This is a genomic window from Lacticaseibacillus rhamnosus, assembly GCF_900636965.1.
GTDB classification, from domain to species: domain Bacteria; phylum Bacillota; class Bacilli; order Lactobacillales; family Lactobacillaceae; genus Lacticaseibacillus; species Lacticaseibacillus rhamnosus.
In genome coordinates this window covers 918117-931152 of the sequence record NZ_LR134331.1, presented here as the reverse complement: position 1 = coordinate 931152, position 13036 = coordinate 918117, and the positions used below count along the sequence as shown (strand labels likewise).

Here is a 13036-nt window from a genome sequence, read left to right as displayed (position 1 = left end):
CGCATAATGAAGCCATATCTCACCATAAAAGAATCCGGAAATTACACTCAAATCATTAAAAAGTCTCGTTTCATCACCCACCTCGCTCGTATTCATGATGAAGACGAGGCAAAGGCTATTATTGATCGCATCAGCCACGAGCATGCCAAAGCAAATCACAATGTCTTTGCTTACGTGCTCGGTAACGAAAACCAAATCCAGCGGGCCAGCGATAACGGCGAACCATCCGGAACTGCTGGCTCCCCGACACTTGAAGGCCTCTTGCAACATGAACTTCGCGATACACTCGCCGTGACGACGCGTTATTTTGGCGGGATCAAGCTTGGTGCCGGCGGTCTGATTCGCGCTTATGCCGGCAATGTCAACGCCGCAATTGAAACAATTGGCATTGTAGCCCGAATTAAGCAAAAGGCTGTTACTTTTCAGATTCCATATGCGGATCTTAATCCACTGCAGCATTTTTTAGAAACGCACAACCTCACAATCGCAACCATTGATTATGGCGTAGCAGTGACACTGACGTTACATCTTGATGCTGACCAGTTAGACAAGAACCTCGCCTTAATCAAGGATTTCCTACACGGCCAATTTGACCCACAGATCGGTACAAGTCAGTATCGTGAGGTCCCATATGCCACGTCAGAAGTTCACAAGCCTTAAAAACGCAAAAAGATCCGCAAGCTCAATTACCGCTTGCGGATCTTTTTGGTTTACATATAGTGCCCTTTAATAAGGCCTAACTGCAAACTTATTTAGCATATTCAACGGTTCGGGTTTCTCGAATGACTGTAACCTTGATGTGACCCGGATACTCTAATTCTTTTTCAATTTCATTGCGAATGTCGCGAGCCAAAATGACACTCTGATCATCAGAAAGTTTTTCTGGCTGAACGATCACCCGTACTTCACGACCGGCCTGGATCGCGAAACTATGGTCAACGCCAGCATGACTGTTGGCAATAGCCTCCAATTTCTCTAAGCGATGCAGGTAATTTTCAAGTGATTCCGACCGCGCGCCTGGACGAGCGGCGGAAATAGCATCAGCGGCGGCGACTAGTACCGAAATGACACTAGTTGGTTCAACGTCACCATGATGGGACGCAATGGCATTAATCACCGTCTTTGGTTCTTTGTACTTTGTTGCTAGCTCGACCCCAATTTCAACGTGGGATCCATCGACTTCATGATCGAGCGCCTTACCAATATCATGTAATAACCCCGCGCGTTTTGCTAAGGTAACATCTTCTCCTAATTCAGCAGCCATCACACCGGCCAGCTTTGCAACCTGAATCGAATGATCCAGAACATTCTGACCGTAACTCGTACGAAAATGCAAGCGACCCAAAATCTTAATCAAGTCAGGGTGCATGTTATGAATACCCACATCAAAAATAGCTTGTTCGCCGATTTCACGAATGCGGTCATCCATCTCTTTGCGTGCCTTATCAACCATTTCTTCAATGCGGGCCGGATGAATTCGGCCATCTTGAATGAGCTTCTCCAACGCGATTCGCGCGATTTCCCGTCGAATCGGATCAAATCCGCTCAAAACAACGGCTTGCGGGGTATCGTCAATAATTAAGTCAATCCCCGTCAAAGTCTCAAGTGTCCGGATATTTCGACCTTCACGACCGATAATTCGGCCTTTCATGTCGTCATTTGGTAAATTAACAACCGTAACCGTTGTCTCGGCAACGATATCTGAAGCACTGCGCTGAATTGCATCCGCAATCAGTACCTTGGCTTTCTTATCTGCGGCCTCCTTTGCTTCATCTTCGCTTTCTTTAATCATCACGGCGCGTTCATGCGTCAATTCTGATTGTGTCTGGTCAAGGATCTGAGTCCGAGCCTGCTCATGGCTTAGCTCGGCAATTCGTTCGAGTTCTGTCTGTTGTTTGCTGATTTCAGAAGAGATAGCTTGTTCACGTTCATCTAACTGTTGCTGCCGCTTGTTCAAATTTGCTTCCCGGTCAGCAAGACTCTGCTCTTTACGATCAAGCGTGTCATCACGCCGATCAAGAGTATCTTCTCGCTGGTTCAGTCGATGTTCTGACTTCTGGACTTCCGCCCGCCGATCTTTCAATTCGTCTTCAAGTTGGGTTCGATAGCGATGATTCTCATCTTTTGCTTCTAGCAGTTTCTCTTTTTTTAAAGTCGCTGCTTCTTTTTTAGCGGCCTCAATGATACCTTCTGCTGTCTGCGTCGCTCGATCCAAACTGTTCTGGTGGAGCTTCTTTTGAAGTGCAAATCCGATCAATAAACCGACCGCTAAAGCGATGACTGCTGCGAGGGTTATTGAGACCAGTGTTACTGAACTCATCATTTCACCTCCGCATCATCTAAGCGATTCAATCATCAAGTTGATCAAAATCTTTGATGCTTTTTTTAAATTATTACACCTCTATTAGTTTACGTGCTGGCCTGCAAGGTGTCAACTGGAGGCAAATTTAGTGAGCGCGAACCGGCGCGCTTAGAAGTCGGAGTGTAAGTGGCCTCAGGCGTAATGGCCGCACTTTGGCCATTGCGACTGAGGTCCTTACACGCAGACTTCTGCGCCGGGGAGCGCGTTATGGGCGTAAGCCAGAACATAAGTGGCCTTGGGCGTGATGACCGGTCTTTGGTCATTGCGACCAAGGTCCTTATGTGCAGGTTTCTGGGCTGGCGAGCGCGTTATGGGCGTAAGCCAGAACATAAGCGGCCTCAGGCGTAATGGCTGCACTTTGGCCATTGCGCCTGAGGTCCTTACACGCAGACTTCTGCGCCGGCGAGCGCGTTATGGGCGTAAGCCAGAACATAAGTGGCCTCAGCCGTGATGGCCGGGCTTTGGTCATTGCGATCAAGGTCCTTACACTTCGATTGCCGCGACTACGAGCGCGTTATGAAAAGCGTGAGCCATTTCCACACACGATTCGCTCGCAGCACAACAAGCACCCCTTTTAACCAGTCATGATGCAGCAGATGTGGTAGTATCTGTCTCCGTGTCCGCTTGATCGATAACGTGATCCGGCGACATTCCATAAGCAAGCCGGACTTGTTTTTCAATGGTTCGGCGCAGCTCCTCATGCGTTTCAAGATAGCTTTTAGCGTGTTCACGTCCTTGACCAATGCGCTCGCCTTGGTAGGCATACCACGAACCCGCCTTTTCAATGATGTCTTTTTCAACCGCCATGTCGACAAGTTCACCGCTTTGGGAAATGCCTTGACCATACATAATATCAACAATGGCAGTCTTAAACGGCGGTGCAACTTTATTTTTAACCACTTTGATTTTGGTGCGATTGCCAATAATATCGGCACCGTTTTTGATCTGCTCAGAACGGCGCACTTCCATACGCACAGTGGCATAAAACTTCAGCGCCCGACCGCCCGGCGTAATTTCAGGATTGCCGAATACAATACCGACTTTTTCCCGGATCTGGTTGATGAACAAGGCAATTGTTTTGGTTTTATTGATCGCCCCAGACAACTTTCGTAAGGCCTGTGACATTAGCCGTGCCTGTAACCCAACGTGTGCATCACCCATGTCCCCTTCAATTTCTGCGCGCGGTACCAGAGCTGCCACTGAATCAACCACTAAAATATCAATGGCTCCCGATGCAACCAGCTCATCGGCAATTTCCAATCCTTGTTCACCGGTATCCGGCTGTGAAAGCAACAGCTCATCAATATTGACGCCAAGTGCCGCTGCATATTTGGGATCCATGGCATTTTCGGCATCAATATAAGCGGCCGTGCCACCGTGTTGCTGAACCATGGCAACTGCATGCAAGGCCACAGTCGTTTTTCCGGAACTTTCCGGACCATAGATTTCAACAATTCGTCCACGTGGCAGCCCACCAACACCAAGTGCATCATCAATTGCAAGTGATCCGCTGGAAACAGCAGAAACGCGTGTCTCCACTTTGTCCCCCATCCGCATAATGGCCCCTTTGCCAAAATTCTTCTCAATCTTCTTTAACGCCGTTGCCAATGCTTCCTGTCGTTCGGTTTCTGCCATCTCTTACCGCCTCCTGTTTAATGAGCTTGTTCCATCCACAACTATTTGCTGTTATTCGCGTAAACGCTTCAACACCATCATCATCCCCGTCATAACGGCGCGCTTGCGGACGTCATTTCGCCCACCCGGAAAATGATAAACTTGTGCTATTGGTTTCTCTCCTAACCGCGCCAAACCAATCCAGACGGTGCCGGCTGGCTGTCCTTCCAGCTTGTCAGGACCGGCAACTCCGGTAAAACTAACGGCAATGTCTGCCGCGGCTCGTTGACGAGCATGCTCTGCCATTGCTTTGGCAGTAAATTCACTCACCACACCATGTTCTGCTAGCTGACGGGCATCGATATTTAAAAATGCAGCTTTTGTCGCTAAAGCGTACGTAACGAAGCCGCCTTTGAAATAAGCCGAGACTCCCGGAACGTCTCCCAATGCCGCTTGAAATGCACCTGCAGTCAGGCTTTCAGCGGCACTAATTTGCTTATCACTAGCCGCCAATGCTTTGACTAATTCCTGAGCAAGACTGTTATCGTCACCGTAGCCGTAAAAGTAGCGGCCTTCACGATCCATAATGATGCCGATCATTGGCTCAAGTTTTGCCGCGGCTTCTGCTTGTGTTTTGCCACTCGCAGTTACCCGAACTGTCACCTCATGATCTTTTATATAAGTTGCAAGTGTCGGATTCGTCTGGTTGGCAATTAAATCACTTAAATCTGTCACAAGTTGCGATTCGCCGACACCAAAGAAACGCATCACGCGACTTTCCAAAACTTCTTGATGCCCGCTATATTTTGCCAGTCGTGGCAACAGTTCATGATCAACCATTGGCACAAACTCTTTAGGTGGTCCCGGCAATAAAACATAGGCGTGTTGGCGCTGCTCAACCCATGCGCCGACCGCCAACCCAACACGATTGGCCAATACGATTGCGCCTTTGGGATACATCGCTTGCAAGCGATTATTGGGTGTCATTGGACGTTGCTGTTGTTTAACCCGCGCAGCCAACTTGGCCATAGCGCCAGCGTCTTCCACCAAGGGTAAATTCAGGTGTGCGGCTAGGGTTTGCTTCGTTAAATCATCCGGTGTTGGTCCTAAACCGCCAATCAAAATAACGATATCACTGCGTTGTTCAGCCAAACTTATCGCGTCAGCCAGTCGTTTTGCGTTATCCCCAACAACCTGTTGATGATAGCTTGCAATACCTAATGTAGCCAGTTGTTTAGCCATATACGCGCCATTTGTATTTGTGATTTGTCCCATCAGAATTTCCGTTCCGATAGCAATAATTTCTGCTTGCATATTTTTCCCACCTAACAATAGAATTCGATGTTTAGCACATCTGCCCTTTAATGCATTCACTCAATATTCAAAAATTCTGCTGCCAATCTGCTGCAATCACCCAACCATTAACATAAACAATGCCTCCAAGCCCAACAAGGTTCAGTTTTATTTTACTACCCGTTCCGTTTTGCGCCGAATGACGGGCACAAAAAAACCCAAGCTATCAGCCTGGGTAAAAAAACGATATTACTGCTGTTTAGATCCAAATGAATCTGCAAAAACGCCGCGATTCTTGTAAAAATATTCCACGCCAGAATAAATCGTGAAGAACACTGCAACATAGAAAAGGATTAGCGCAAACGGAATGTTAATGTTGTTGAACCATGCGTTATTGAGCATCAAAAAGATGATCGCAAACATTTGCGTATTGGTCTTAATCTTTCCGGGCCAAGCAGCAGCCAGTACCTCTCCTTCATTGGAAAGCAATAGTCGCAATCCCGTCACCGCTAACTCACGCCATAGGATAATCGCCGTTCCCCATGCCGGAATCTGTCCAGCTGCTGTCAGGAACAAAAATGCAGTCATGACTAACAATTTATCGGCCAACGGATCGGCAAATTTTCCAAAATTGGTCACTAAATGTTTGCGCCGGGCAATCTGACCATCCGCAAAATCGGTAAGTGAAGCCACAATGAAGATGATCAAGGCGATAAACCAGCTCATGGCAACTTTTGTCCCGGCAATTGTCAGATAACCAGCTGGCCAATTGAATGCCAATAACAAAGTGAAAACAGGAATTAAGAAAATGCGAATCAGCGTCAACTTATTAGGGAGATTCATTCTTGAGAAGCCTCACTTTCACTTGTACTGCTTGTGAAGGTAATCGTCCGAACAACACTGGTACCGTTTGAAATGTCAACCTTCTTGCCATTCAACTCAATCGTTGTAGCAGTCGCATTCCCTGAGCGGACTTGGAAGGTGGACGTATTATCTGGTAATGTCACCTCTTGTGTATTTCCGGATGTCAAGGAACCCTGCCAAGTTGTCGAACCATTGACAATGACTGAAATCCAAGCGGTCGCCCCGTTTGCACCGAGTGTAAGTTTATTCCCGCTGGTCGGCAAATTCTTCAACGTAACTGCCTGAGTAGCACCATTTGCCGCAGCAACAGAAATGTCGAGCTTGTCACTCTTCTTTTTGCTTTCTTTAGATGCCTTTTCTGATGACTTGGAACTACTTGATGCAGAAGACTTGCTAGACTTCGAGGATGATGAGGTTTTTGATGATTTCGATGCCTTAGAACTACTGCGCTTGGACGAAACCGCAACACTCTCGGAATCCGCGGGAATCGTTTGTTTCGGTCCGGATTGTGAAAATAGCATCACGACATAAATGACGATGATGGCAACAATCACAAAGGCAGCAATCGCAATCTGCGGAAGATAGCGCCGCAAACGGTTAACCGGACTCGCTTCTTCGGCGCGGGTCGCCCGAGTCTTATTTTCAACTGACTGTGCAGCGTATTCTTGGGGTTGCGGTTCCGGGATATCCTGCTGAAATTGCGTCAACAATTCATCCCCGTCAAGCCCAACCGTATCGGCATATTGCTTGATAAAGGCACGCACATAAAAGTCGCCTGGCAACGCATCGAAATGACCTTCTTCGATCGCAATCAGGTAGCGTTTTTGAATTTTGGTAATTTGTTGTAGATCATCAATGGTATAGCCTTTTTCAATCCGGGCGTCCCGTAATTTTTGCCCAATTTCATCCATATGTTTTCTTCACCCGCTATTTTTTATTAACCATTTTTAGTATAGCATGAAAAACCGTCTGAAAGCCTTAAGAAATCCTTTGTTTACTACATGCGCCAGCCGCCTGTTACGTACAGTGTCTGTCCGGTTAGATAAGCCGCTTCCTCGGCAACCAGCATACTGACATAGTAACTAATATCCTGGGGGGTCGCAAACCGAGCCGCGGGAATCTCTGCCTGAACTTTGGCGAGTGTATCGGAGTCAAACATCTTTGTATTCATTTTGGTGGTGACGGCTCCGGGGGCAACAACGTTCACGGTAATGCCAAGACTGGCAACTTCTTGTGCATAAGCCTTCACAAAGGCACTTTGCGCTCCCTTGACCGTGCTATAGGCCACCTCCATCGCTGATCCGGTACCACCATAGACAGATCCAATGAAAATAACGCGTCCATGACCAGATTGTGCCAATTTACGCTCCACTTTAGTCAAAAGAACCATCGGCGTTAACAAATGGACCCGCATCAAAGTCGTCATCTCAGGGACCGTGGTTTCTTTAAAAAGATGATAATAGGTCATGCCGGCTGCAAAAATGACAGCATCAAGACTAAAAAGTTGATTTGTGAGTTCGTCTAGATGACGGTCATCCGTCAAATCATATTGTAACGGAATAAAGTCCTGATGCGGATATGCTGCTTGATAAGCCCTCATTTGATCCATCACAACTTGCTCATGCTTAAAGTAATGCAGATAAAGCGACCACCCTGCTGCCGCCAATTTTGCTGCTACCGCTTGGCCAATATCACCAGAAGCGCCAATGATTAAAGCCGATCGCATTATTTTCCCTCCGGAAGCATTGTCAAAACCGTTAAAGCTTCAGCATTAAAAAGTTTAGGAATTAACTGCTCAAGATCTTCAAACCTAATCCTGTTTAATATTTGCGGAAAATCAAACAAAGACGCTTCGCCAAAGCTTAAGGCGCTTAATTGGTTGGCAACGCCATTTAACCCATTCAGTCCGGCATAGTATTTGCCGAGTGACGCGCGTTTAATTAGCGCAACCCGATTTCTATTCAAATCAGCCTGATCCGCAGCATGTGCCAATACTTCCTTAATGGCGGCGCTTAAGCCTTGAGGATCATCGGTGTCGCCGCCAACAAGCCCATAACTAAAACTACGCTGATTCGTAAAATCAAAATCAAACGAGTCATCAATCAAACCGCGATCATACCATGCTTGATAAAGCTGCGATGAATCTCCAAACAAAACTTCCAGCAATAGGCGAATACTTAATTGATACCGCCAACCAGCAGCCGTCTGCGGAATTGCCACCTGTCCTTTAAAGCCAACCAGCGTTTTGGGACGACTGACCGGCATTTTCAACTCCCGATAAGGAATAATATCTGCTGTTTGCACGTCTGCTTCAACGCCTCGCACAATTGGCTGTCGCGTTGGAAATGTCTTTTGAGCCTGATTGGCAGCAACAAAATCAATCACATTCTCCGCATCAATATTGCCAACAATCACCAAGGTCATATTACTTGGTTGATAAAAAACGCGGTGAATGGTATAAAGCATCTCCGGCGTAATCTGAGCGATACTTGCTGCTGTCCCTGCCACGTCAACATGCGCTGGATGATTGGGGAAAAGGTTTTCCAGCAAACCAGCGTACACCCGCCAACCTGGATCATCTTGATACATTTGAATTTCCGAGCCGATAATGCCTTGCTCTTTAGCCACCGATTCCGTGGAAAAAAACGGTGCCTGCACAAAATCAAGCAAAATTTGCAGGTTCTTATTTAATTGAGTGGTCGTGGAAAATAAGAAGCTGGTTTTTGTCGCACTGGTAAACGCATTGGCTGACGCACCGGTCTCGCCGAAAAGATCAAATGCATCATGATCTTCTTTTTCAAATAACTTATGTTCCAAAAAATGGGCGATACCGGCTGGATAAGTCACCATCTGCTTGCCGTCCGGTGCAAAGCGCGTATCAATCGCACCATAATCAGTGGTCATGATCGCATAACTTTTATGATACGCCGGGCGCGGCACCACTTGCAGGCGCAAACCGTTGGGCAGCGTCGTTGTGATGAGTGTTTCATCAACATCACGGAAATATTGTGTCTTCATTCGCTGTCCTCCCCAGTCAGAAAATACGTCGCTTGCAGTTTCATCGCGGCAGCCGCTTGTTGCACTGCCTGCCGATCCACGGCCTGAATTCGGCTAGCAAAGCTTTCAAAGTCTTGCGGTGCGTCCGGCACTAACAGTCGATACAGCGCCTGATTTGTCAAAAACCGCGGACTATCATACGCTGCACGCTGATGATCCAAAATGCCATCTTTAATCGCCTGCAACCGGTCATCGGAAAAATCACCGCGCACAATGGCTGCCAGTTGCTGCTGAATCAAATCCGCAACCCGCGCCTGATCTTTGCTTTCAATCCCGGTTTGAACCAACATCAAGCCGCGAAAAGTATCCAACATGGAACTCGCATAATAAGCCAGACTGGCCTTTTCGCGAACGTTGGTGAAGAGCAATGACAAACTTGAACCGCCAAACAATTCTTCTGCCACTAAAGTAGCTGCATACTTTGGACCCATCAAATCCGTGCTGACATGATAGGCAAGATCAAATTTAGCTTGTTGGGCAACGACTTTGGCGGTTTGGCTGACGACTTCGGCATGCTCCGGTAAATTAAATGCAATCGCGGGGGTGGTTTGCGAGCGCGCCGCCAGTGGCCAATCAGCAAACAAAGCCGCCACTTTTTCAGCCTGAACATCGCCTAAAACGGTGATAACGACTTGATCTTCACTGATCATTTGGTGGTAATAGGCGGTTAAACTCGCTGTCGTGATCGGCGCAAGATCTTCACGCGTGCCAAAGCTGGGGATGGCCTGATCAGGATCAACGCCGAAATACAGACGCTGGACACCCAATGCTGCCTGCGTTTGACGATCATCATCTAAACTGGCCAGATAGTGATCCAAGTTTTGCTTTTCCCGATCAAAAGTTGCCGCGTCAAATTGCCCAGCTTGAAAGTTGGGGGAAAACAAAACCGTCTTCAAAAACGCTGCTGCCTTTGGTAACAACGGTGCATCCGTAAACCGATCGTCCACAGTACTCATTGTCACCCCAACCCGGTGCAGTCGGCCTTCGCGCGCAACACCAATACTGAAGTTTGCACCGTAAAGTGACTCTAAATGGGCCGCCATAGCTGCCTGAGTTGGATACTCCTGACTATTTGTCTCCAAAAGACTGGTCAGCAACGTTCGTTTTGTGACCGTATCTCGCCGCAATGGGGTTAAAAACTGAATATTGATCCGAGTAGTTTTAAATTGGGTGGTTGGCAAAACCATAAGCCAAACGCCCGGCTTGATTTCTTTTTGCATAGTCTCCCTCATGACTGATTCCCATCTGTTGGTGTAACGAAAACTTTCCGGGGCTTACTGCCTTCGCTGGGGCCAACAATCTGATTAGCTTCAAGATCGTCAATCAATCGTGCCGCACGATTATAGCCAATTCGAAAGCGTCGTTGCAGCATTGATGTAGAAGCGCTTTGTTGTGCAATGACAAATGCCTTGGCATCATCGTACAACTCGTCTTCAGAATCCCCTTGTTGCTCGGTTTCAACATTTTCAGTCGGCGTCATACTGTCTACATAAGCTGGTGCCACTTGATCCGTGATAGCTTTCACAACCCGTTCTACATCAACAGACGGGATAAACGCACCTTGAACTCGTAATGGCTTGGAAGCGCCAATCGGTGAAAACAGCATATCACCGCGGCCCAGAAGTTTTTCTGCGCCATTACTGTCAAGAATCGTACGTGAATCAATGCCGCTAGATGTGGCAAAAGCAATACGTGATGGAATGTTAGCCTTCATCAACCCCGTGATAACATCCACAGATGGCCGTTGTGTGGCAATGATAACATGAATGCCGGCAGCGCGCGCCATTTGGGCCAGTCGTACAATGGCGGTTTCAATTTCGTGACCCGCAACCATCATCAAGTCACTTAACTCATCAATAATGACAACGATATACGGCATTTTGGACTGACCACTGGCAGGATTTGCTGCTACTTTTTGATTAAATTCTTTCATGTTACGCACGCCTGCTGCCGCAAATCGTTGGTAGCGTTCATCCATTGCGGTTAAAATCTTATTTAAAGCACTTGGCGCCTTTTTTGCTTCGGTCACGACTGGCGTCAATAAGTGCGGCACGCCATTATAAACGGACAATTCAACACGTTTGGGATCGATTAACATCAGCCGGACATCAGTTGGCTTCGTACGCATCAAGATACTCGTCAGGATCACATTGATCATCACTGACTTACCTGAACCGGTTGCGCCGGCAATTAGTAGGTGCGGCATTTTGGTTAGATCAAAGGTGACCACTTGACCATTAACATCCCGGCCAAGTGGTAACACTAAGGGATGATTCGGTGCCTTAGGCGTCTCCGCCATGACCTCTTTAAACCCGACTGTTGCAATATGTTGATTGGGCACTTCAATTCCGATTAACGATTTCCCGGGGATCGGTGCTTCAATCCGAATATCTTTTGCAGCTAAAGCCAATGCCAAGTCGTCGGATAGATTCACAATTTTTGAAACCTTTACGCCGACCGCGGGCTGAATCTCATATTGCGTAATTGACGGCCCTAATGTCGCACTTTTAACGCCCACCTTAACCCCAAAGCTTTCAAAAGTTTCCTTCAGTTTTGTACGGTTCGTTTTAATTGCCTGATATTCTGCACTTTGGTCGACAGGCGGTGTCGCCGTCAGCATGGCTAGGCTAGGCAACTGATAGTCTGAAGCCGGCATGTCTGCGTCCAGCTTGCTGGCGGGCACCTGCGCAGTGGCAGCAGATGACTCACTCACAGGTGCGGCACTTGCTGGTTTCGTTGGGGCAGGCGCTTCACTTTGCGGCAACGGTTTAACCGGAGTTGGCCCCTTAATCGTGAAGTCATCGGCTCGCTCCGATGATGGTTCTGATTGCGTGTGAGCAGCATCCGTTGCAGCTTCTGGCGTCGATGTTGGACGAGTGGCAGCCTTTTTAGCATCTGCTTTTTTTAGCGCCGTTATGTGATCAGATACCTGAATCAATCCACGTTTGCAAGCCTGTCCAAAAGCTTGCAACCAGTTAAAAACCTGGTTGGCGCCCACCCCCAAAAACACGAGGATACCGGCAATGACACCAAACCACGCAAGAATGGTTGCGCCTAAGCTACTTAATAATGGCGCCAACAACGCAAAAAGTCCTGCACCAAGCAAGCCGCCTCCGACTTGTGACGCGGTTGTCATTAACCCAAAATCATTTTGCAACAGGTGCCAAGTCGCTAGCAAATAATGACTGTGGACATTCAGTGTCGCCATTGCCTGTGCTGTTAGTAAAACCAGTGCGGCGATCAGAATGATACTTAACCCGATCCAGACATGCCGCGCCAACTTCGGCAACCGATCTGCCAATAAAAACCAGATACCGGTCACAACAGTCGCAGCACTGACTACCAGAAAACTATCGCCAACTACTAACCGAAAAACGTTGGCAAGGACCGTTCCAACAATGCCGAGACGGAAAAATGCCAGGCTCGCGAACACGACAAATAGCGCGCCAACCCAACTTAAGGTGTGCTGTTGCTGTTTAGTTGGTCGTTTTTTGCGCGGTCGCCTGCGCCCGCCACGTTTTTGTGCCATGGTCATGCTCCTTTCATTCCTGCCTATTATACACGAGCTGAGCCCGCATTTAAAAAGCCACTGCGGTGATTTTGCTATGTTCTTTTGAGATATGCGGTGGGTCGTTATGCCGGTTTTTACAATAGCCGGGGTTATGTTTGGGCATAACGCGCTTTCCGGCGCAGAAGTCAGAGCGTAAGGACCTTGGGCGCAATGGCCAAAGCCTGGGCCATTACGGCTGGGGCCGCTTATGTTCTGGTTTACGCCCATAACGCGTTCGCCAGCCCAGTAGCCTGCGTGTAAGGACCTTGGGCGTAATGGCCAAAACCTGGCCATCA

General features: G+C 47.9%; 10 protein-coding genes. 1 reads left to right on the top strand and 9 read right to left on the bottom strand.

What is annotated here, in order from left to right:
• Positions 1 to 3 precede the first annotated feature (3 nt).
• Positions 4 to 660 (top strand): YigZ family protein, encoded by a 657-nt coding sequence (locus EL173_RS04855; RefSeq protein ID WP_024129572.1) that lies wholly within the window; start codon positions 4 to 6, stop codon positions 658 to 660.
• A gap of 88 nt (positions 661 to 748) precedes the next feature.
• Here EL173_RS04855 and rny read toward each other — a convergent pair whose 3' ends face one another.
• From rny to EL173_RS04800, 9 genes are all read right to left on the bottom strand, one after another.
• A complete protein-coding gene (gene rny / locus EL173_RS04850; RefSeq protein WP_005684479.1) occupies positions 749 to 2320 on the bottom strand; it encodes a ribonuclease Y in 1572 nt (523 codons plus the stop codon).
• A 624-nt stretch (positions 2321 to 2944) separates the two neighbouring features.
• Entirely contained in the window at positions 2945 to 3997 is a 1053-nt protein-coding gene (recA, locus tag EL173_RS04835; RefSeq protein WP_005688671.1) for a recombinase RecA, read from the bottom strand.
• A gap of 51 nt (positions 3998 to 4048) precedes the next feature.
• Positions 4049 to 5290, bottom strand: coding sequence for a competence/damage-inducible protein A (locus EL173_RS04830; protein ID WP_005688669.1), 1242 nt, complete (start codon positions 5288 to 5290; stop codon positions 4049 to 4051).
• Between the two features lie 228 nt (positions 5291 to 5518).
• Positions 5519 to 6112, bottom strand: coding sequence for a CDP-diacylglycerol--glycerol-3-phosphate 3-phosphatidyltransferase (gene pgsA, locus EL173_RS04825; protein ID WP_005688184.1), 594 nt, complete (start codon positions 6110 to 6112; stop codon positions 5519 to 5521).
• Positions 6109 to 7044 (bottom strand): helix-turn-helix domain-containing protein, encoded by a 936-nt coding sequence (locus EL173_RS04820; RefSeq protein WP_005688668.1) that lies wholly within the window; start codon positions 7042 to 7044, stop codon positions 6109 to 6111. Before EL173_RS04820 ends, pgsA begins: the two co-directional genes overlap by 4 nt.
• Before the next feature lie 86 nt (positions 7045 to 7130).
• A complete protein-coding gene (ymfI, locus tag EL173_RS04815; protein WP_005688666.1) occupies positions 7131 to 7859 on the bottom strand; it encodes an elongation factor P 5-aminopentanone reductase in 729 nt (242 codons plus the stop codon).
• Positions 7859 to 9151: an EF-P 5-aminopentanol modification-associated protein YfmH gene (gene yfmH / locus EL173_RS04810; RefSeq protein WP_005688664.1), complete on the bottom strand. Its 1293-nt coding sequence runs from the start codon at positions 9149 to 9151 to the stop codon at positions 7859 to 7861. The genes ymfI and yfmH overlap by 1 nt, the downstream gene beginning before the upstream one ends.
• Positions 9148 to 10410, bottom strand: a complete 1263-nt coding sequence (yfmF, locus tag EL173_RS04805; RefSeq protein ID WP_014571215.1) for an EF-P 5-aminopentanol modification-associated protein YfmF — start codon at positions 10408 to 10410, stop codon at positions 9148 to 9150. The genes yfmH and yfmF overlap by 4 nt, the downstream gene beginning before the upstream one ends.
• A gap of 8 nt (positions 10411 to 10418) precedes the next feature.
• Positions 10419 to 12719, bottom strand: a complete 2301-nt coding sequence (locus tag EL173_RS04800; protein WP_014571214.1) for a DNA translocase FtsK — start codon at positions 12717 to 12719, stop codon at positions 10419 to 10421.
• Positions 12720 to 13036: the final 317 nt, after the last annotated feature.